The 18,833-nt window shown below is 53.0% G+C and carries 20 protein-coding genes; 7 read left to right on the forward strand and 13 right to left on the reverse strand.

The features are described 5' to 3' along the window. Positions 1-6 precede the first annotated feature (6 nt). Positions 7-1,191, forward strand: a complete 1,185-nt coding sequence (locus tag ACT3TY_RS04295; protein WP_444627444.1) for an NAD(P)/FAD-dependent oxidoreductase — start codon at positions 7-9, stop codon at positions 1,189-1,191. 21 nt (positions 1,192-1,212) lie between these two features. Here the strand turns inward: ACT3TY_RS04295 and ACT3TY_RS04300 are convergent, their stop codons facing one another. The 4 genes from ACT3TY_RS04300 to ACT3TY_RS04315 form a co-directional block, all read right to left on the reverse strand. Beyond that, positions 1,213-1,530 carry a YqjK family protein gene (locus tag ACT3TY_RS04300; RefSeq protein ID WP_444627445.1) on the reverse strand — a complete coding sequence of 106 codons (318 nt, stop codon included), beginning with the start codon at positions 1,528-1,530 and terminating at the stop codon, positions 1,213-1,215. After that, entirely contained in the window at positions 1,505-1,909 is a 405-nt protein-coding gene (locus ACT3TY_RS04305; protein WP_444627446.1) for a phage holin family protein, read from the reverse strand. Before ACT3TY_RS04305 ends, ACT3TY_RS04300 begins: the two co-directional genes overlap by 26 nt. Continuing rightward, a complete protein-coding gene (locus tag ACT3TY_RS04310) occupies positions 1,909-2,241 on the reverse strand; it encodes a DUF883 family protein (protein WP_172117107.1) in 333 nt (110 codons plus the stop codon). Before ACT3TY_RS04310 ends, ACT3TY_RS04305 begins: the two co-directional genes overlap by 1 nt. An 80-nt stretch (positions 2,242-2,321) precedes the next feature. Further along, positions 2,322-3,353: a phospholipase A gene (locus ACT3TY_RS04315; protein ID WP_444627485.1), complete on the reverse strand. Its 1,032-nt coding sequence runs from the start codon at positions 3,351-3,353 to the stop codon at positions 2,322-2,324. 214 nt (positions 3,354-3,567) lie between these two features. Between ACT3TY_RS04315 and mscK the strand changes: the two genes are divergently transcribed. Beyond that, positions 3,568-6,870 carry a mechanosensitive channel MscK gene (mscK, locus tag ACT3TY_RS04320; protein ID WP_444627487.1) on the forward strand — a complete coding sequence of 1,101 codons (3,303 nt, stop codon included), beginning with the start codon at positions 3,568-3,570 and terminating at the stop codon, positions 6,868-6,870. 7 nt (positions 6,871-6,877) lie between these two features. On the opposite strand, the gene ACT3TY_RS04325 is transcribed toward mscK, so the two are convergent. Beyond that, positions 6,878-7,639: a TlyA family RNA methyltransferase gene (locus tag ACT3TY_RS04325; RefSeq protein WP_441678816.1), complete on the reverse strand. Its 762-nt coding sequence runs from the start codon at positions 7,637-7,639 to the stop codon at positions 6,878-6,880. A 217-nt stretch (positions 7,640-7,856) separates the two neighbouring features. Beyond that, positions 7,857-8,015, reverse strand: coding sequence for a hypothetical protein (locus tag ACT3TY_RS04330; protein ID WP_441678820.1), 159 nt, complete (start codon positions 8,013-8,015; stop codon positions 7,857-7,859). Positions 8,016-8,222: 207 nt separating this feature from the next. Here ACT3TY_RS04330 and ACT3TY_RS04335 point away from each other — a divergent pair, with 207 nt between their 5' ends. The 3 genes from ACT3TY_RS04335 (at position 8,223) to ACT3TY_RS04345 (ending at position 10,003) form a co-directional block, all read left to right on the forward strand. Then, positions 8,223-8,552, forward strand: a complete 330-nt coding sequence (locus tag ACT3TY_RS04335) for a DUF1820 family protein (protein ID WP_018916745.1) — start codon at positions 8,223-8,225, stop codon at positions 8,550-8,552. Positions 8,553-8,633: 81 nt separating this feature from the next. Then, positions 8,634-9,263, forward strand: a complete 630-nt coding sequence (locus tag ACT3TY_RS04340; protein ID WP_172117106.1) for a TIGR04211 family SH3 domain-containing protein — start codon at positions 8,634-8,636, stop codon at positions 9,261-9,263. A gap of 107 nt (positions 9,264-9,370) precedes the next feature. Next, complete coding sequence (locus tag ACT3TY_RS04345; RefSeq protein ID WP_193054952.1) at positions 9,371-10,003, forward strand: thiopurine S-methyltransferase; 633 nt, start codon at positions 9,371-9,373, stop codon at positions 10,001-10,003. A 25-nt stretch (positions 10,004-10,028) separates the two neighbouring features. Here ACT3TY_RS04345 and ACT3TY_RS04350 read toward each other — a convergent pair whose 3' ends face one another. The 5 genes from ACT3TY_RS04350 to cysP all read right to left on the reverse strand — a co-directional run bounded on the left by ACT3TY_RS04350 (position 10,029) and on the right by cysP (position 14,593). Continuing rightward, positions 10,029-10,622, reverse strand: coding sequence for a YajG family lipoprotein (locus ACT3TY_RS04350; protein ID WP_444627448.1), 594 nt, complete (start codon positions 10,620-10,622; stop codon positions 10,029-10,031). Positions 10,623-10,782: 160 nt separating this feature from the next. After that, positions 10,783-11,877 carry a sulfate/molybdate ABC transporter ATP-binding protein gene (locus ACT3TY_RS04355; RefSeq protein ID WP_444627449.1) on the reverse strand — a complete coding sequence of 365 codons (1,095 nt, stop codon included), beginning with the start codon at positions 11,875-11,877 and terminating at the stop codon, positions 10,783-10,785. Beyond that, positions 11,874-12,701 carry a sulfate ABC transporter permease subunit CysW gene (gene cysW, locus ACT3TY_RS04360; RefSeq protein ID WP_087106726.1) on the reverse strand — a complete coding sequence of 276 codons (828 nt, stop codon included), beginning with the start codon at positions 12,699-12,701 and terminating at the stop codon, positions 11,874-11,876. The genes ACT3TY_RS04355 and cysW overlap by 4 nt, the downstream gene beginning before the upstream one ends. Next, the gene (gene cysT / locus ACT3TY_RS04365) at positions 12,701-13,555 is read right to left on the reverse strand and encodes a sulfate ABC transporter permease subunit CysT (protein WP_087106725.1); all 855 of its coding nucleotides are present in this window, start codon (positions 13,553-13,555) and stop codon (positions 12,701-12,703) included. The genes cysW and cysT overlap by 1 nt, the downstream gene beginning before the upstream one ends. A gap of 27 nt (positions 13,556-13,582) precedes the next feature. Further along, positions 13,583-14,593: a thiosulfate ABC transporter substrate-binding protein CysP gene (gene cysP / locus ACT3TY_RS04370; RefSeq protein ID WP_441678800.1), complete on the reverse strand. Its 1,011-nt coding sequence runs from the start codon at positions 14,591-14,593 to the stop codon at positions 13,583-13,585. Between the two features lie 287 nt (positions 14,594-14,880). On the opposite strand from cysP, the gene rpe reads away from it, so the two are divergent. Next, positions 14,881-15,576: a ribulose-phosphate 3-epimerase gene (rpe, locus tag ACT3TY_RS04375; RefSeq protein WP_444627451.1), complete on the forward strand. Its 696-nt coding sequence runs from the start codon at positions 14,881-14,883 to the stop codon at positions 15,574-15,576. Between the two features lie 5 nt (positions 15,577-15,581). Here rpe and ACT3TY_RS04380 read toward each other — a convergent pair whose 3' ends face one another. Continuing rightward, positions 15,582-16,880 carry an NAD(P)/FAD-dependent oxidoreductase gene (locus ACT3TY_RS04380; RefSeq protein ID WP_444627453.1) on the reverse strand — a complete coding sequence of 433 codons (1,299 nt, stop codon included), beginning with the start codon at positions 16,878-16,880 and terminating at the stop codon, positions 15,582-15,584. A gap of 173 nt (positions 16,881-17,053) precedes the next feature. On the opposite strand from ACT3TY_RS04380, the gene ACT3TY_RS04385 reads away from it, so the two are divergent. Further along, positions 17,054-17,722 (forward strand): phosphoglycolate phosphatase, encoded by a 669-nt coding sequence (locus ACT3TY_RS04385; RefSeq protein WP_444627455.1) that lies wholly within the window; start codon positions 17,054-17,056, stop codon positions 17,720-17,722. Between the two features lie 25 nt (positions 17,723-17,747). Here ACT3TY_RS04385 and ACT3TY_RS04390 read toward each other — a convergent pair whose 3' ends face one another. Beyond that, positions 17,748-18,662: a metal ABC transporter solute-binding protein, Zn/Mn family gene (locus ACT3TY_RS04390; RefSeq protein ID WP_444627456.1), complete on the reverse strand. Its 915-nt coding sequence runs from the start codon at positions 18,660-18,662 to the stop codon at positions 17,748-17,750. Positions 18,663-18,833 lie beyond the last annotated feature (171 nt).

Here is an 18,833-nt window from a genome sequence, read left to right on the forward strand (position 1 = left end):
TTCTCTATGGTTTATGATGTCGTGGTTATCGGCGCCGGTGCCGCAGGCCTAATGTGCGCTGCACAGGCTGGTTATGCAGGCCGACGCGTGCTGGTACTCGACCACGCCAACAAGGCAGGTAAAAAGATACTGATGTCAGGCGGTGGCCGCTGCAACTTTACCAACCTTGGCACCACACCTCAGCATTTTTACTCTGAAAATCCGCATTTTTGTATTTCCGCGCTTAAGCGCTATCGGCCGGAACACTTTGTAGAACTGGTTGACCGGCATGGCGTCGAGTACGTGGAAAAAGCCCCTGGGCAGCTATTCTGTGCAACGTCGGCTAAAGAAATTGTGCGAGTGCTATGGACAGAGTGCGAATGGGCGGGCGTGGAAATAACGCTAAATACCCAGATCAAGACAGTTACCAGGCAAGGCGACGCCATGCGGCTGATGACATCGATGGGGAGCATTGATGCTGGGATTGTAGTGGTGGCGAGCGGCGGCTTATCGATTCCCACGATGGGCGCCACCGGGTTTGGTTATGAGCTTGCACGCCAGTTTGGCCTGGACGTGTTACCTACTCGGCCTGGGCTAGTGCCTTTTGCCCTGAGTGATTTCTGGAAGGAGCGCAGTGCTGCACTTTCCGGACTCAGCTTGCCTGTCGCGGTGAGCTGTGCAGGGCGGCGGTTTGTTGAGCCGATGCTGTTCACGCACCGGGGCTTGTCGGGCCCCTCTATGCTACAGATATCCAGCGTATGGCAACCCGGCTCATCCATAGAAATTGATACATTGCCGGGCGAGGATGCCGCCGCGTCACTGCGTGAGGCGCGTCAAACAACACCCAAACGTCAGCTATCCACCTGGTTGGGAGAGCGCTTTCCCAAACGCTTTGCCCAAGCGCTTTTAGAGTGGTACCCAGACGCGAATCAAGCAGCGCCGCTTGCTCAATACAGTAACGATGAAGTAGATCAATGGGCCTATCGGCTTAACCAATGGCAGCTTAAACCAGCGGGCACTGAAGGGTGGCGTACGGCAGAGGTAACCATGGGCGGGGTCAATACAGATGCTATTTCATCGAAAACATTTGAGGTAAAAGATATACCTCAACTGCGCTTTATAGGAGAAGTGCTGGATGTAACCGGTGAGCTTGGGGGGTATAACTTTCAGTGGGCGTGGGCGAGTGGGGTTGCTTGTGGGCAAGCTTGCTAGGCCGCGTGATGCGGCCCGACATTAGGTAATAATGTTAGAAAGCAGCTTCAGTTTGCGAAATAGCATATAGCCTGCAAGCGCTTTTCTACCGGCTGCCATTACTCCGCCCGGTCTGCGTACAAATTTGTAGGCGAGCAGACCGCCAGCGGCATAAAGCGGTAACTTGATGCTGCGCCACTTTTGATCAAGTGGGGAGGCCGAACGCTGTAGATAATCGCTGCATACCAGAATATCAATGCGCTGCTGCTCAAGCTGTGCAAGTAATGCTGCTTTGCGCTCAGCACGGCTTATACGCTCAGAGCGGTTGGGCGGCTTAACGCTCTTGTTGGTTTGCTTCATCGCCTTTCACCTCAAGCAGAGCACGATCGGCTGATAACTGTTTAAGCGTTTCTTTTAAAAACGTATGCCGTTTGGCCTGACGAATAGCAATAGTCGCCAACAATAAACTGGCTGCTATCAGAACACCCGCGCTAACACCAATCGCCAGCAACCTGTAAGAGTCCCAAAAAACCACCACGACTAGCGCGGTGAGCGTTATTACACCTAGCAATAAGAGTAATAAGCTGGCACCGACCAAAAGAAACAGTGTAACTAAACGAGCGCGCTCTTCTTCTAGCTCTAAAACCGCCAAACGCAGGCGGGTTTCACTGTTAGCAACCAGTGACCTTACCAAGCGCTTGGCGGCAGAAAATACGCGTTGGGTTGGCCCCAAAGACATTAGCGGCGTCCGAGCAGCATACCTACCAATAGGCCGACGGCTGCGCCGATACCGATGCTGGACCACGGGTTTTCGCGTACATAACGATCACAGCAGTCAACTTGATTTGAAAGCGTTTCACGGGTTTCATCATAAATTCGCTCGCCGCGAGCTTCCAGGCGTTCACGAGCATTTTTAAGACGGCTTTCAGCACGAGCGCGAAGGTCGTGCATTTCGCTGCTGGCATCCTTGGACGTTGCGTTAACCAGTTCTTCTATGGTGTCGCTTAAGTGGCGCAGATCTTCTTTCCACTGGTCAGCACGGTGCTCAGTATCGAATTGACGCTTAGCCATTTTGTCTTCCTTTGACGAATGAATGAAATAATTAATCTATATCAGCATAGCAGCCGACACATGATAGACAAGGCCATTTTTTAGCGGTTCAAACCCGTCGCACTAAACAAGGGATTTAAACTAAAACCAATGCTTAGACGGTTAACACGATCATCGTAGTCAATCATGCTTTCACCATAGCCATAGTAATACTGGATGTGCCCGCGCAGGTTGCCAAACGTAGGCCAGCTGTAGTCAATTTGAGTGCCGTAGTTACCTGCGCCCGGGTTGCCTCGAAATAACGCGCTGATTTCATGATTGTTATTGAGCCGCTTGGCAATATGGATATCGCCATAGCCCATATAACGTTCAATATCAGGATTATCATCATTACTGGCAGACTCAGGAACGCGCCAAAAAGGAGCGAACGTCACTGCCCAGTCGCCACGTTGGAATGTGCTTTCCAGGTAGACGCGGTTCCAACTGCGCGAGAGAGGGTCTGAGCGGCCATTCGATTGGTGATTAAATGCAACGCGATTGCGTGTATTTACCCAGCCAAGCGCATCCCAGGCGTTATCGAAGTCGATAAACAGCTCGGGTTCGTAATTGGTTTCTCTAAACGGGGAGGAGGCATCGGTATTGTAAGCCTGCCACCAGCTGCGCTGGGTATAGCCAAAATAGAGATCCCCTGCATCGCCGAAAACATTTTCTACCAGGTTGGCTTTAACGCTTAATTGGAACTTGATTTCGTAGCGATCCGCGTCTGAATCAGTGGTGATTTCCCGAAAATTCTCAGCATTCGGTTTTGCGTTATAGCTGACAGGGAACAAATAGTTAAGGCGGTGTGTGGTGATAGAAAAGGGATTGCGTGTTGATTCTTGCTCAAGCAGCCGGCGTTCGATGATATCTTCACGAGCGGCGACTTCGGGTGGTTGCTTTACCGTCACTTTTGCAGGCGTGTCGCCAAGTGCTGTCTGGTTATTTAGTTGTTGTTGAAGCTGGTAGAGTTCACTATTGAGCTCACGAATACGCGCTTCAATTTCTTCCTGGGAGTCGGCTAAGGCAGGGCTACTGTACGTTACTGTGCTTAGCAAGGCTATTACGCTTGCATACAGCAGTTTTCGGGTGACCATTTTTCGGGTGACCATTGAAGCGACTCGCAAATAATAAAGGGGAAGGATCAATTATCAGAGTCGTTTCTATACATGCCAAGAGAGTAAGTCAACCTCTTCGTTGCGCAGGTCAATGGAACCCCTGACAATGGCTGGTATTTAATTTTTACCACTATCATTTTTTTCTGAGGGTATATCAACCGTGGTTAGATGTATCTGTAATTATACCTTGAAGGTGCTATTGGCGCTTTATTTGATGACGGTGTGCGTTAGCGTTCAGGGCGCCTTTGACGTTGATCAAGTACCCTCACAAGAGACAATAGCGGCGCGCTTGGCAGCGCTCGATTCAGTAGATGGTGAGCTAACCGCGCAGCAGGTTAGCGAGCAGACCAATTTAAGGGCCGCGCTGGAAATTTACCAACGTTTGGATGCTAATGATGAACGTTTAAAGGTACTTAACCAGCGGGTTGATGAGGCGCCTGAACAGTTGTACCAGTTAGAGCTTGCGTTGGGTGAGGTGGAGGAGAGTTTTCAGCAGTTAACTGCCCAAACATTCGCCGATATGTCGTTGGACGATTTAACGTCACAGCAGGCAGATGCTGTCCTTGAACTGCAGCAGCTGCAAGGGGAATTGACCGATGTGAACTCGCAGTTACTGGCCTCGATTACGTTACCCGAGCGAGCCCAGCAGGCAATCTCCAATGCCCTGCAACGTGCTGAAACGCTACGCCGTGAGTACGACGATCGCGAAGCGCTATTAACGGATAGCCAGCTCTCACTCTCAAAGGATGCGCAGCTCATACAGCTTGGCTTGGCACGTCTCTTGGCGGAACGAGAAGCCGCTTATAACCAACGAGAGTTAAGTGTTAACAGTCGACTGCGTGAACTCGCGCAACAACGGCGCGACCTCTTTTCGTTGCAAATTGATTACCAGGAAAAGCGCTTGGGTTTACTTGAGGGTGCCATTGATCTTCAGCGTACCCTTGAGTCTGAGCAAGTGGCGGCCGAAGCCATCGTGGATAATTCGCTTTTGGCTGAGGGCAACCCTGTCATACGTGATGCCCAGCAAGTTAATCAACGCATAAGCCAGGAGCTGCTGCAGGCAACTGACCGCAGCAACACTATCTTGCGTGAAAATTTTGAGGCGCAGCGTGATCTGGACTATGTACTCCAATTGCAGCGTAGCCTCAATGAACAGATCGATGCCATGCGTGGGAGTCATTTGTTATCACTTATTTTAAATAAGCAGCGCCAATCATTGCCTACGCCAGTTCCGCATCGACATTTGCAGGATGAAATTGCGGATCTTCGATTGAGACAGTTTGATTTAACCCGTCAGAGTGACCAGTTGCGCCACGGCAGACGGTTAGCCATTCAGCGCGTGGAAGAGGCAGGCCTTGAGGCAACCCCAAGTGTGATCGACGCATTGAACCAGATTTATAGAGAGCGCCGTGAGCTGGTAGAGCAGTTGGAGCAATCCTACAGCAGCCTTTTAAGTTCTGCGATTGAGCTACAGCTGAATCAGAAGCAGCTGCTCACCACGACACGTGAGCTACGTACCACCATTTATGAGCAGTTATTTTGGGTCGCTAACAGTCAGCCTGTGGATATTAACTGGCTGCGCCAGTTGCCCAACAACATTCGCCTGGAGTGGCGAGAAGGCGAGTGGCGAGTCATTTTTTCAAACCACTGGCAGGCGCTTTCCTGGAAAATAGTGTTTGGGCTGCCATGGATGCTGCTTGGTCTGTTGCTCATCGGGTTGCGCGCGCGGATAAAAGAGCGCTTGGCGACTATCCATTCTCAGATTGGTCGTTTAAAAAGCGATACTCAGTTACACACACCAAAAGCAGTGCTGTTAAACGCGCTATTGGCTATTCCGGGGCCGTTGATGCTAGCCGGTGTTGGAGTCGGGCTTCGCGAAACAGACGATGTATTAACCCACAGTATTGCGCCTGCGTTAATGCAACTCGCGTTAAGCTGGGGGGTGGTCGCGTGGGGGCGGCGTTTGCTCGCACCTGACGGCGTTGCCGAACGGCACTTTACCTGGCCTGCTCGTTATAACGCCCAGATTCGTAAGCTATTACGTTGGCTGGGGTTTGCGCTGGTGCCGGTGATAGCGATTGCGACAATATCGGGGCAGGTGCAAGCACCTCTAGCCTTGCGTCCTATTGCACTGGGCCTGATGGTCGCGGGGCTGTTAGCCATGAGCTGGTGGCTAACGAAGCTGATTTTGGCACATGTTCCTTTTTTTGGGCTTCGCTTATTCCGTTTGGTGTTGGGACTTGCCATGGCCGCCATCCCGCTCGTATTGGTGGGCTTGATCGTGTGGGGGTATGAATATACCGCACTGCGTTTGGTGGGACGGTTTGCGATCACGCTTTATTTATTGGGGCTGTGGGTGGTTGTTGAGGCGACGGTAGTGCGTAGTTTGGCTGTTGCCGCCAGACGCTTGGCTTACCGACGAGCACTTGCCCGACGTGCTCAAGCGCAGGAGGAAGCTGAAGGGGGGCTGGAGGTGGTGGAAGAGCCGCCGCTGGATATGGAGAAAATCAATACTCAGTCGCTACGCCTCTCCAAGCTGATTTTATTAATCGGCTTCAGCTTACTTTTATATCTTGTCTGGTCGGATCTTTTATCCGTGGTGGGATATCTGGATCACGTTTCCCTGTGGGATTCTGGCGATGAGGATTTGATTGGCAGTGAACTGTCTGTCACGGATGTTATTACCGCGCTGCTGGTGGTCGCGGTCACCTTTATTATGGCGCGCAATCTGCCTGGCCTTTTAGAGGTAATGGTCTTGTCTCGCTTGGCACTAAAGCAGGGCAGTGCCTATGCCATCAGTTCGCTGCTCTCGTATGCGATTGTGGGTACGGGCATGCTGATTGCGTTGGCCACTCTGGGCGTTTCCTGGGACAAGTTACAGTGGCTGGTGGCGGCGCTCAGTGTGGGGCTGGGCTTTGGGTTACAGGAAATCTTTGCCAACTTCATTTCAGGTTTGATTATCCTGTTCGAGCGGCCTATCCGCATTGGGGATACGATTACGCTGGGTAACTTGCACGGGACCGTGAACCGCATAAGGATACGAGCGACAACCGTTACTGACTTCGATCGCAAAGAAATTATTATTCCCAATAAAACCTTTGTGACGGATCAGCTTATTAACTGGTCTCTTTCAGATAACGTGACCAGGGTCGTGCTGACGTATGGCGTTGCGCATAACTCGGACCTGGCCAAAGTGCATCAGCTTTTACGCCAGGCGGCAGATGAAAACGAGCGGGTGTTGATTGACCCGGAGCCTCAGGTGTTCTGTTTGAGCTATGGCAACCATAGCTTCAATTTTGAGCTGCGCATTTTTGTTGATGACATCAAGGAGCGCTTGCCTGCGACGGATGAAATCAATTGTCGGGTAAATGAGCTGTTTCAAAAAGCAGGTGTTCGTGTGGCGTTTGAGCAGATGGATGTATGGCTGCACCGTGACCGGGGGGAGTCGGTCAAAGTGCAGTCAATTAATAAGTTACCGCCGTCTACGCACAGTTAGACGTATGTCAGGGGGCAGGCTTAAGGGCATGAAGAAGAAACTCCCGATTACCGTCTCCTCCGGTAATCGGGCTCTCCTGCCAGTGCTGCACCGCTAACCCACAAGTGTCACAGGCCTTGCGAATCTTTTCTTCCACCGTGTGGTAGTCAGCCGTGCGTCGAACGATGCCCCGCTTATCCAGCGCTCCAGGGGTGAGTTCAAACTGAGGTTTAACCAACGAAATTAGCTCTCCTCCTGTTGGCAGCAGTGCGGCGATCTCCGGCAAAATCAGCGTCTGAGAAATAAAGGAGACGTCCATCACTGCAGTATCAATAGGAGTCGCGGTAATCGCTTCTTGCAGTGCTACGGATGAACTCATGTGCCTGGCGTTAAGGCCTTCGAGGCACGTAACACGCGGGTGGGTACGTAGCGATTCCGCGAGCTGGCTATGGCCAACTTCTACGCCAATCACGTGGCGTGCGCCAAAGTGCAACGCGCAATCGGTAAAGCCCCCCGTGGACTGTCCTACATCCAAAATGACATGGTCATCCAAGCGCTTATTTAAAACCGTTAATACGCTTTCAAGTTTTAAACCGGCGCGAGAGACATAACGCTCCTCAGGGTCGTCGTCGACCAATAGCGGTGTATCCTCAGGCCACTTTTCAGAGGGTTTGGTAAGCACGCGCGAAGGCGCCTCTAAACGCACACGCCCATGGCGAATAAGCCGCTGGGCACGTGTACGCGAACTGGCTAACCCTTGGCTGACCAGTAGTTGATCGAGTCTTAACATTGATGACATGGTTAATTAAACGCGTGGCTATAACGGGTTAAGTGGCGAGTGAGACCCTTCAAGGGCCTGTAACTCGGTATCTGGCAAGCGAGAGGCTCCCCAACTGCGATATAAAGACTGTTTGACGCTATCAAGCTCGTCATCCGTTACCTGCGGTGCTCACAATAGCGCCATTATGAGGCGTCACAATGACTCCTTGTCCCGGTGATCACGGGGATTATACATAGAAGTCGAGGTCTTCCTGTCGTTTTAGAAGGTCACGCAGGGTATGGGCATCATCGCCTTTAAAATAAATCAGCCCCAGTGGGTGCCAAAGGCGGTGCGGATAACGGGTGCCCCAGGCGGCCTGCTTTATCGTGGGTCTCTTCTTTTGCATGACCGTTACTCCTGTAGGGTGAGAGTATTCCCGTTCGCTCTCTTCACCCTACACGACGCCCGCTATATCGGCTAATGAGTAGATCGTAGAGTGGGCAGTTAGCGTTTATTAACGCATTGAGTCAGGTCAGCTAAGGCTCTGCTGATAGGGTTATGGTACGCTAGGCCGGAAAATTTTATGTTCATAGGGCAAGAGGGATAGGCCAAAATGGCGGCCAAGCCGATTTATCGAGTAGTGGTTCACCAACAGGGTGAAATTTGGGATTTATACGTTCGAGAAATATTTCAAAGCGAACTCTGGGGCTTTATTGAAGTCGAGGAGTTTGTCTTTGACGACGCGTCACGGGTAGTTGTTGATCCTGCAACTGAAAAATTGCAGCGAACCTTCGAGGGTGTCAAACGTAGCTACCTGCCTCTTAATGCGATTGTGCGTATTGATGAGGTGGAGCGTGAAGGCCCTTTGAAGGCAGTAAAAAGCGATGCCCGCGTTGCTGAGTTTCCTCGTCCCTTCCCCCTACCACCACGTAGCGAAGGATAAGCGCTCAAGACAGGCGCGACGCTGTAAGCGCTGGTGGCCTCGTCCGCTATGCAGCGTTTTTTTTAATCAGGACATGACGTTATGCAAGCAGATAAATTTCGTTTCTCTTATATCGCGGCCGGTGTTTTATTAAGTGTGGCCAGCGCACAAGCAATGGCACAAACCGACGGTCAAGCGTGGGTGAGCGATGAGTTGAGCACTTACGTGCGCAGCGGGCCTACGGATGGATACCGCATTATTGGCACGTTAAATGCCGGTGAGCAGGTAGAGGTACTGGAAGAGAGCGGTGATTACACCCGGGTGCGTGGCCAAAGCGGCGACACCGTGTGGGTATTGACGAACGAAATCCAGGAAACGCCTAGTGCTCGCGAGCAGTTGCCGGTGCTCCAGGCCCGGGTCGATGAGCTCACCGCAGAGCTTGATGGTATTAACGATACCTGGGAGCAGCGCACCTCCTCGATGACAGAGACGCTTGAACTGCGCGAGCAGCGCATTGCTGACCTTGAAACGCGCAATAACGAGCTTGATAACGAGGCCGAGCAGTCGCGCCAGCAGGTACGCGCGCTTCAGGCTCGGTTGGATACCCAGGAAGAAGACCTGTTAATGCGCTACTTCATGTATGGCGGCGGTGTGGCGGGTGCCGGGCTGTTAGTGGGGCTTATCGTTCCGCACTTGCCGCGTCGGCGTAAAAAGCGTGATCGCTGGTTCTAGGTTCCGGGTTTTAAGCTCCAGGTTTTAAGTTCCAGGTTTTAAGTTCCAGGTTCTCAGCATCAGGACCCGTTTTTTAGGTTCTGGATTCAAGGGTAAAAGGGCGTCTAATGAGCACTTCCTGGCGGCAGCGCTGGCAAGAAGGTCGGATTGGTTTTCATCTGTCTCAGCCGCATCCAGCGCTGCTTGAGTACTGGCCCACATTGGGCGTTGAGCAGGGTACTAAAGTGCTGGTGCCCTTGTGTGGTAAAAGCCTGGACATGCGTTGGCTGGCTGATGCGGGGCATCCGGTGCTAGGCATTGAGTTGGCGCCTGAGGCAATAGCGCAATTCCTGGCCCAACGCCAGACGCCTGTATCGCGCTATACCCAAGCAGGGTTTGAAATATCACGTCAAGGTAGTGTGGAACTCTGGTGTGGGGATTTTTTTCATTTGCACATACGCCAAGCTGCCGAAGTAGGCGCGTTTTATGATCGTGCAGCACTGATTGCGTTACCGCCTGCCACGCGCGAGCGCTATGCCTTCCACTTGGCCCAGCTGGTTCCGCCCGGAGCCGCTGGGCTGTTGGTGAGCATAACGCACGAGGATGAGGGTGCGGGCCCACCGTATAGCGTGCCTGACCAGGAAGTGACTCAACTGTTCACACCCAATTTTCGCGTCACGCTGCTTGAGCAAGGAAGCCCCGATGAACGGGGCCGAACGGAGTCTGTCTGGTCATTAGAGCGGCGCGGACCACACAAATAGCGCGTACCAGCGCGCTCAATGTATATCAGCGGGCGAGTAGCTGACCAAGCTCTGGGTCGTTGAAGGCCCGGTTAAGGCCGTCGCTGAGCAGGTCATTCAGCATACGTGTATTAGCATCTTCACCCGGCCTAACGGCATAGCCTTGTGTGCGGCGCGAGGTGTAGGTGCCGGTATACGTGGTGCCTTTATTCTGGGCGATGGCCCGGAAAACGCCCTCAATACGCGCCTCGTCTACCAAAGGCTGACCGCTGTCGCCATGCCCATACTGTAGGCTAACAAGCTCCAGGGTAAGGGTAGGTCGGCCTTGGGCCTGCTCGGTGGTGGGGTTAAAGCCCATATCGTGAACCGCGCGCTCGGCTTCTGCTTGCAGTTGGGGAATCAGTTCATGGCTGCTAACGGTAATCTGAGCCGTTGACATGCTGCCGCCAGCCCTTGTACCAATAACCTCGCTTTCTCGAGCATCAACGGCGACGACCGTGACGTGTTGGCCTGACCCGGCTTTCGGCACGTTCGTACTACGCTCCGGGCTAAGCTGAAGGTATTGAGGACCTGAGCAGCCTGCTAACCAGAGGCCTGCCAGCAGCACTCCTGAAAGACGTAAAAAATGGCGCCGAAGCATATTTTATTCCCCGCAGTAACGGTTTGTTCCAATAACTGGTTCTAATAACCTGTTTCAGATAGTTTGTTTCAAAGCGCTTGTTTCAAAGAGCTCTCTGAATAACTATGCCGCTGTTATGCGCAAAACGCCAGCAGGATCAAGGGTGGGCGCTGTTGGCTAGTTAAGCGGCTCGTGCCTGTTTTGCTGAGTCCGTTACCCCGTCTTTAAACCGGTGCCACTGGCGCGGGTGGGCATAAAGGCGTTGCCCGCGCTTCATCGCTAAACGTTCAAAATCCGCATAGCGTACGGTCGCAAGCCATGGCTTCTCTAGCCAGTCGGCTTCCAGCTCAACACGCACTTCGGCACCTACGGGGGAGATCGCCGTTATCACTACCGGTAGATGGCAGGTGTCGCTGGGCTGTTCTGCCAGGCGTACCTCGTGAGGGCGCAAAAGCAGTTCTTCGCTACCTTCGGGTAGGTCAACGTGCAAATAGGCATCGCCGCAGGTCAAAATGCCGTTACGAACGCTGCCTTCCAAGTGGTTGACGTCACCCAGAAACTCGAAGACAAAGCGATTTTTTGGCGAATGATAGAGTGTGTCCGGAGCATCAATTTGCTCAATGCGCCCATTGCTCATCACCACGACCCGGTCGGAAAGCTCCAGCGCTTCTTCCTGGTCATGGGTAACAAAAACGCTGGTAAAGTTCAGCTCGCTATGTAGGCGACGAAGCCAGCGGCGTAAGTCCTGGCGTACCTTGGCATCCAGCGCGCCAAACGGCTCATCAAGTAGCAGTACGTCGGGTTTTACCGCTAACGCACGGGCGAGAGAAACACGCTGCTGCTGGCCGCCTGAAAGCTGGGCGGGGTAACGCTTGGCCAGGTGTTCAAGCTGAACCATTTCAAGCAGGCGAAACACGCGCGCGCGAATTTCAGCGCTGGAAGGGCGCTCTTTTTTGGCCATCACCGTCAAGCCAAACGCGACGTTATCGTAAACGCTCATATGACGAAACAGCGCATAGTGCTGAAATACGAAGCCGATACGCCGGTCGCGCACATGTACATTTGTGACATCGCGTTCGCCGAACATGATTCTGGCCGACTGGGTAGCGCGGTCAGCACTTTCAAGGCCGGCAATAATCCGCAAAAGCGTGGTCTTGCCCGACCCCGAGGGCCCCAGAAGGCCGACTAATTCGCCCTCATGGATATCCAGATTGACAGGCTCAAGGGCCTGCGTGTTGCCAAAGTGTTTTGCAATATTTTCTAAGCGAATGCTCATAGGAGCGCCTCCCGGCGCGATGCGCGCCATTCCAGGCTTGCCTTGGCCGCCAGGGTAAGCAGGGCAATCAGTGCTAACAGTGCCGCGCATGCAAATGCACCCACCGCATTGTAGTCCTGGTAAAGCTGTTCAAGGTGAAGAGGAAGTGTATTGGTTTGACCACGTATCGCGCCCGAGACCACCGATACCGCGCCAAATTCACCGACGGCGCGGGCGTTAGTTAAAATAATCCCGTAAAGCAGTGCCCAGCGGATATTCGGCAGCGTGACTCGCCAAAAGGTGGCCCATCCTTTGGCTCCTAGCGTGGCGGCTGCCTCTTCCTCACGCGAGCCCTGCGCCTGCATCAGCGGAATCAGCTCGCGGGCAACGAAGGGGCAGGTAACAAACACGGTCACCATCAAAATTCCAGGCCAGGCAAACATCAGCTGAATATCATGGCCATCTAGCCAACTGCCGATCCACCCATTGCGGCCGTAAAGCAGCAGGTAAATAAGCCCGGCAACAACAGGGGAAACGGCAAAGGGGATATCAATCAAGGTTTGCAGAATGCGTCGACCTGGAAAGCTAAACCGCGTAACAAGCCACGCCAGGGCCACGCCAAACACCAGACAGATAGGAATGGTGAGCAGGGCGATGACCAGCGTTAGACCAATAGCATGCAGGGTAAAGTAATTGCTTACATTGACCCAGAAAGTCGCAACGCCCTGAGAAAAGGCCTGAGCGAAAATGGCGACAAGCGGCAGCAATAAAAACAGCGCCGAAAGGATTAACGCCGCGCCAATTAGCAGGCGCTTGACGCCCGGTGCATCACCAATTCTACGCATTATCCCTTACCTCCATGCAGGCGGCGGACAAAACGGCCTTGCCAAATGTTGATGGCAAGCAGCAGCGCGAGCGAAACAAACAGCACCACGGAGGCCACTGCGGAGGCGCCTGCGTAGTCATACTCCTGCAGTTTGACGAAGATCATTAACGCGGTAATTTCCGTTTCGTAGGGCATATTGCCTGCGATAAAGATAATCGCGCCAAATTCGCCAAGCGAGCGCACAAACGCAAGGCCTGTTCCTGTCACCAGAGCGGGCCATAAGTGCGGCATGATCACCCGGCGAAAGGCCACCCAGTCGGTTGCGCCCAGTGACATGGCGGCTTCGTCAACCTCAGCGGGTAAGTCTTCCAGTACGGGCTGCACGGTGCGTACCACAAACGGGATACTGGTAAATGCCATGGCCAGCGCGATACCGACCCAGGTGTAGGCCACTTGAAGGCCCAAAGGCTCAAGCAGGCGCCCCATCCAGCCACTGCTGGCATAGAGAGTGGCCAGCGTAATGCCCGCCACCGCTGTGGGGAGAGCAAACGGCAGGTCCATTAAAGCATCCAGCAGTCGCTTGCCGGGAAACTCGTAGCGCACCAATACCCATGCGAGTAGCAGACCGAAGACCGCATTAATTAATGCCGCCACCGCCGCTGCGCCCATGGTGACCATATAGCTTGCGACCACTCGGCCTTCGGTAATAATTGACCAGTATTGGGCAAGGCTTAGCTCGGCAAGCTGCCCGAAAAGCCCGGTGATAGGTAGTACCAGCACCAGCGAGATAAACAGCACGCTGATGCCCATTGAAAGGCCAAAACCCGGCAGCACTCGCGTGCTGCCGGTTAGTCGTAAAGCGCGTTGATTCATAATGTTTTGATAACGACTGATGTCCTGTTAACGGCGCTGTAGTTGATCGAGCAGCGCGCCACCCTCGAAGTGCGTTTCCATTACTTCGTCCCAGCTACCAAATACGTCTTCTACGCTGAACAGCTCAGTTTCCGGGAAGTGGTCGGAAAACTCTTCAACCACGGTTTCGTTATGTACGCGATAGTTAAAGTTCGCCAGCTGTCGCTGGGCATCTTCAGTGTAGAGATACTCAAGGTATCCCTGCGCTAAATCGGTGTTGCCGTTGCGCTCAGCATTTTCAGTAACGACCGCGACGGGGAATTCGGCTAAAACGCTCATGGGAGGAACGACCACTTCGTAGTCGTCGCTGCCATACTCCTGGCGAATGTTATTCACTTCGGATTCAAAACTGATCAGCACATCACCGATACCGCGCTCTATAAAGCTGGTGGTCGCGCCGCGGCCACCAGTGTCAAAAACGGCTACATTGCCCAAGAATGTGCGCATAAAGTCTTGGATCTGCTCTTCATCACCGTCAAATTCCTTGTCGGCGAATCCCCATGCCGCTAAATAGGTGTAGCGCGCATTACCGGATGTTTTAGGGTTAGGGAAGACGACTTGAACATCTTCTTTTACCAGGTCATCCCAGTTTTCAATTCCTTTGGGATTGTCCTTGCGAACCAGAAAGGCCGTCGTGGAGTAGTAAGGCGATGCATTGTTATCCAACGCGCTCTGCCAATCCTCATTCGCCAAGCCAGCATCCGCCAGTACCTGAACGTCGGTTACCTGGTTAAATGTGACGACGTCTGCTCGCAGACCCTGCAGGATGGCACGCGCCTGAGCAGAAGAGCCGCCGTGGGACTGGTTAACGCTGATTTGTTCGTCATTCTGTTCTTGCCACCAAGCGATAAACTCAGGGTTGATCGCGCTAAATAGCTCGCGCCCGATATCGTAGGAGGAGTTAAGCATTTCGCGCTCTTGCGCCATGGCAGGGCTAGCGATGCTAGCGCCTAGTGTAATGGCAAGCAGGCTGCGACGGAAAAAGAGTGGCAGAGACATGGCAAGCTCCTTCTTAAAGCGGTAAACGATATAGATCGTAATTGGCATAAGATTAAACCTGACATTGTGGAATTACAATTGCGATTGTTATTCTTTTTGGAAATAACGGTGTGCCTGATTGATAAAGGGGGCAGACACATGGTTGGAAATGATTAACTGCAATGGGTAGCCAAAACCGCGCCGTTTTTTCAATTGCTCTGTTAAAATGCCCGTTTTCCAGGGGCATCACCAGGTTGTCGCTGCGCCACCTGGTGATCCCTCATTTCAATGGCTAGTCAGGAGTGCCCATGACCGCTGCGCATGATTTTTTAATTGCCCCTTCTATTCTCTCCGCTGATTTTGCACGCCTAGGGGAGGAGGTGGATAACGTGCTGGCCGCGGGCGCTGATATTGTCCACTTTGATGTAATGGACAACCATTACGTACCGAACCTGACGATTGGTCCGATGGTATGTAAAGCATTGCGACATCATGGTGTGACGGCGCCTATTGACGTCCATTTGATGGTGAAGCCGGTTGATCGCATGATTAGCGATTTTATTGAGGCAGGGGCCAGCTATATTACGTTTCACCCGGAAGCGTCTGAGCATGTCGACCGCTCGCTTCAGTTGATTCGTGATGGTGGTTGCAAGGCAGGGCTGGTATTTAATCCGGCAACGCCGCTCTCTTATCTTGACTATGTGATGGATAAGGTCGATATGGTGCTTCTAATGAGCGTTAACCCAGGGTTTGGTGGCCAGTCGTTTATTCCTGGCACACTGGATAAACTGCGCGAGGCGCGTGCTCGTATTGATGCATCCGGTAAAACGATTCGTTTGGAAATTGATGGCGGCGTAAAAGCCGACAATATTGCCGAGATCGCAGCGGCAGGGGCGGATACCTTTGTGGCGGGCTCCGCTATTTTTAACGCGCACCAGGCCAGCGACCCACACGGCTATGACTCGGTTATCAAGAAAATGCGTGCGGCGCTGGCCAAGGTTTAAGACGTTTAATGTAGCTTCATGCGAGGCCTGAGGTAGCGGTTAATCTTATCGACTAGCCACGTAAGCCCGGTTTTCGGGACGCCATGGATCGACACTTGATGCATGCGATAAAGCGATGCGTAGCACTGGCGAGCAAACCAGCCTTCTAAAAAGAGGCCGCGCGATGCGGAGCTGCGCATCAGATTACCCACCGCGTCGTAGCGTGCCAGCGAAACAAGCGAGCCGTGGTCGCGGTAGTGAAATTCGTTAAGTGCTTTGCCTTCCAGCAAGTGGTTGATATTTTTGGCTAGCAGTTTCGCCTGCTGATGAGCCGCTTGAGCACGTGGAGGTACGGTGCCATCTTCACCCTGCGGGCAGCTGGCGCAATCACCCAAGGCAAAAATGCTGGGGTCATCAACACTCTGCAGTGTCTTTTCAACGTTAATCTGATTTTTCTTGTTGGTTGAAAGCCCCAGTTTGGTTAAAAACTCGGGGGCTTTAATGCCTGCCGCCCATACATTTAAGTCGGTTTCAATGGTGTCGCCGTCGGCTGTAATGAGTTGGTTGGCGTGGGCTTCTTTAATCGCCGTGCCGATATGCACCGTTACGCCCATTTTCTCCAGTTCTTGTTGAACGGTCTGGCCAATACGTTCGGAAAGGCCAGGCAGTAGTCGAGGGGCCGCTTCAAGGATATGCACGCTAATTTGCTGATGGTCCAGCGCGGTTACCCCATAAGCGTTAAGTAAGCGCGAAGCGTCGAAAAGCTCGGCGGCAAGCTCAACCCCTGTGGCGCCTCCGCCCACAATACCGATGGTCAGCACGGTATGCTGACGTAATGAGGGGTCGGTATAGCGCAAAAACGTATTGATCATCTCTCGTTGAAACAGCTTGGCCTGCTGGGGGGAGTCGATGAAGTGGCAGTGCTCGGCCACCCCTTGAGTGCCAAAGTCGTTGGAAACGCTGCCCAAGGCAAGCACCAGGAAGTCGTATTTTAGCGTGCGCTCGGGGAGCACTTCATTGCCGTCTTCATCATAAATAGGCGATAAATGTAGTACTTTCTGTTCGCGGTCCAGGCCATGCAGTGAGCCGCGTTGGTAGCGGTAGAAATGCGCAGATGAATGCCCGCGATAATCCACCTCATCCATGCTGGAGTTTAAAACCCCCGTCGCTAACTCATGAAGCAGCGGTTTCCATACATGGGTTGCATTGCGGTCAAGCAATACAATTTCAGCGCGCTTGCGTTTTCCTAACGTATGCCCTAACCGAGTCGCAAGCGCTAAACCGCCTGCGCCGCCACCGACAATAACAATCCTGGGTATGGCCATTGGTTTCTCCTTGGCTAATCTGGCTTTAGCATAGAAGCTTCTCTCTCTTCTGACTAATGCGCTAGCGCCATGGACGCAGTAAGATGCTGAGCAATTTGGCAAGTTAAGACATTGAAAATGGTAGGCGTGTCATTGCCAACGCCTACATAAGTCAGCGTTAAGGGAGCAGGGCAGTGCACTCAATACTCGCGGGAAAACGGTTAGTCGCGTTCGATTTAGACGGCACGCTGGTTGATTCCGTACCTGACTTGGCCGTTGCGGTGCAGAAAACGTTAGGCGAGCTTAATTTGCCCGCACCTGATGATGTTCAGGTGCGCGACTGGGTGGGCAATGGTGCGCCGATCCTGGTGGAGCGTGCACTTACCTGGGCGTTGGGGCGGTCTCCTGAGGAGGCGCTTCAAGCGCGCGCCTTTGATGCTTTTATGGCGTATTACGGTGCGGCACCGAATGCGTTAACGACGCTCTATCCCGGTGTAAAAACAGCACTTGAAGCGCTGCATGGCGCGGGCTTTACGCTGGTGCTCATCACCAATAAGCCAGAGCGGTTTATTGTGCCCATTCTTGATCACTTCGGGATTCGTCAATGGTTTACGCTATGGGTAGGAGGAGACACCTTGGCGGAGAAGAAGCCTTCCCCCTTACCCCTTTTACATGCCGCGCAGGCGTGCCAGTTTTCGCCAGGTGAGTGTCTCATGGTCGGTGATTCTCGTCATGATATTGCCGCGGGCAAGGCTGCCGGGTTTGCCACTCTCGCACTGCCTTATGGCTATAACCATGGTGATCCTATTGAACTCAGCCAGCCTGATTGTGTGATGGCGTCGCTGCTGGCGCTTGTCACTTAAGACTGACTGCCTAGATGCAAAAAGACTATTCCGGGCGAGCGCCACCTAATGCGCCATGAATAAGCTCGGCGTTATAGTGCAGCATGGCGGGGTAGTCATCGGCTTGATCGTCTTGTGAGCTAAATGAGTCAACATGGAGCGGGCCTGCCAGTGAGATGCCGGTGGCGCGTGACAACGCATCCATGTGGATACAGGGAACAGTGCTTTCATAAAATAGTGCCGGGGGGCGTGTTTTGGCCAGGCGTTCGTTCATCTCGGCCATTGCCCGGGCGTTACCCTGTGTTTCGTTGTTCAGCCCCCAAATAGCGTCGTACTCAAAACCATAGGCGTGCGCAAAGTACCTAAATCCGGCCTCGCTGGTTACCAGGGAACGGTTCGTTTTGGGGATGCCTTCCAGGCGCTCGTTGACGGCCTGGTCTAACGTATCCAGCGCGCGATAGGTGTCCTCCGCACGGGCATAAAACGCCCCCGCTTTTTCGGGGTAGTGCTCGGCCAGCGTTTCAGCAATCACCTTGATGTAGGCGGCAGCACCTTTCGGGTCCATCCACATATGCGGGTCATTTGTGCCTTGATACTGCCCTCTAATAATAGGGAGCGGCGCAAAGTCAGCATTTTCAGCCACGGCCTTTAGGGTAAGAGAATCATTTGCGATGGCCTCTACATGGCGTAGCCAGGGCTCTAGCCCAAAGCCGTTATAAAACATGATGTCGACTTCTTCGATGGACAGCACATTGGGCGGCGTCAGTTCCCACGTATGGACATCCTCACCGGGGGGAACGATAACGTTTACGTCAATATCTTCGCCGGCAATGCGCTTGACCAGGTCTTCAAGTATGGAAAAAGAAGCGATAACGTTGAGTGTCGAAGCGCCTGCTAGCGGTGACACACTTACCAAAATTCCTAGCAAGAGCGTGCTTACCCAGCTCACTTGCTTTTGCATTTCACGCTCCCACTCGTTTGAAGGCTCAAGATAATAAAGACTGCTACGCTCTGTGGCTAGTTCCTCCCGGCTAAAAAAAATGGATATAAGTTATTGTTCTTTTTGGCGTATGCATTGTGCAAACGCAATGTCGTTAGCGGTGCGGCTGTCTTTAGATAACTAACGTTAAAA

Origin of the sequence: Halomonas sp. AOP22-C1-8 (assembly GCF_052378905.1) — a bacterium.
Taxonomy (GTDB): Bacteria; Pseudomonadota; Gammaproteobacteria; order Pseudomonadales; family Halomonadaceae; genus Vreelandella; species Vreelandella citrativorans.

What these genes read in the sequence shown, in the direction of transcription:
- ACT3TY_RS04295 (WP_444627444.1), top strand. Translation starts at nt 7, where the DNA reads ATGGTTTATGATGTCGTGGTTATCGGCGCCGGTGCCGCAGGCCTAATG.
- ACT3TY_RS04300 (WP_444627445.1), bottom strand. Translation starts at nt 1,530, where the DNA reads ATGAAGCAAACCAACAAGAGCGTTAAGCCGCCCAACCGCTCTGAGCGT.
- ACT3TY_RS04355 (WP_444627449.1), bottom strand. Translation starts at nt 11,877, where the DNA reads ATGAGCATTCGCTTAGAAAATATTGCAAAACACTTTGGCAACACGCAG.
- ACT3TY_RS04330 (WP_441678820.1), bottom strand. Translation starts at nt 8,015, where the DNA reads ATGCAAAAGAAGAGACCCACGATAAAGCAGGCCGCCTGGGGCACCCGT.
- ACT3TY_RS04315 (WP_444627485.1), bottom strand. Translation starts at nt 3,353, where the DNA reads ATGGTCACCCGAAAACTGCTGTATGCAAGCGTAATAGCCTTGCTAAGC.
- ACT3TY_RS04305 (WP_444627446.1), bottom strand. Translation starts at nt 1,909, where the DNA reads ATGTCTTTGGGGCCAACCCAACGCGTATTTTCTGCCGCCAAGCGCTTG.
- ACT3TY_RS04310 (WP_172117107.1), bottom strand. Translation starts at nt 2,241, where the DNA reads ATGGCTAAGCGTCAATTCGATACTGAGCACCGTGCTGACCAGTGGAAA.
- ACT3TY_RS04340 (WP_172117106.1), top strand. Translation starts at nt 8,634, where the DNA reads ATGCAAGCAGATAAATTTCGTTTCTCTTATATCGCGGCCGGTGTTTTA.
- ACT3TY_RS04390 (WP_444627456.1), bottom strand. Translation starts at nt 18,662, where the DNA reads ATGCAAAAGCAAGTGAGCTGGGTAAGCACGCTCTTGCTAGGAATTTTG.
- ACT3TY_RS04380 (WP_444627453.1), bottom strand. Translation starts at nt 16,880, where the DNA reads ATGGCCATACCCAGGATTGTTATTGTCGGTGGCGGCGCAGGCGGTTTA.
- ACT3TY_RS04325 (WP_441678816.1), bottom strand. Translation starts at nt 7,639, where the DNA reads ATGTTAAGACTCGATCAACTACTGGTCAGCCAAGGGTTAGCCAGTTCG.
- cysP (WP_441678800.1), bottom strand. Translation starts at nt 14,593, where the DNA reads ATGTCTCTGCCACTCTTTTTCCGTCGCAGCCTGCTTGCCATTACACTA.
- ACT3TY_RS04350 (WP_444627448.1), bottom strand. Translation starts at nt 10,622, where the DNA reads ATGCTTCGGCGCCATTTTTTACGTCTTTCAGGAGTGCTGCTGGCAGGC.
- ACT3TY_RS04335 (WP_018916745.1), top strand. Translation starts at nt 8,223, where the DNA reads ATGGCGGCCAAGCCGATTTATCGAGTAGTGGTTCACCAACAGGGTGAA.
- cysW (WP_087106726.1), bottom strand. Translation starts at nt 12,701, where the DNA reads ATGCGTAGAATTGGTGATGCACCGGGCGTCAAGCGCCTGCTAATTGGC.
- ACT3TY_RS04345 (WP_193054952.1), top strand. Translation starts at nt 9,371, where the DNA reads ATGAGCACTTCCTGGCGGCAGCGCTGGCAAGAAGGTCGGATTGGTTTT.
- rpe (WP_444627451.1), top strand. Translation starts at nt 14,881, where the DNA reads ATGACCGCTGCGCATGATTTTTTAATTGCCCCTTCTATTCTCTCCGCT.
- cysT (WP_087106725.1), bottom strand. Translation starts at nt 13,555, where the DNA reads ATGAATCAACGCGCTTTACGACTAACCGGCAGCACGCGAGTGCTGCCG.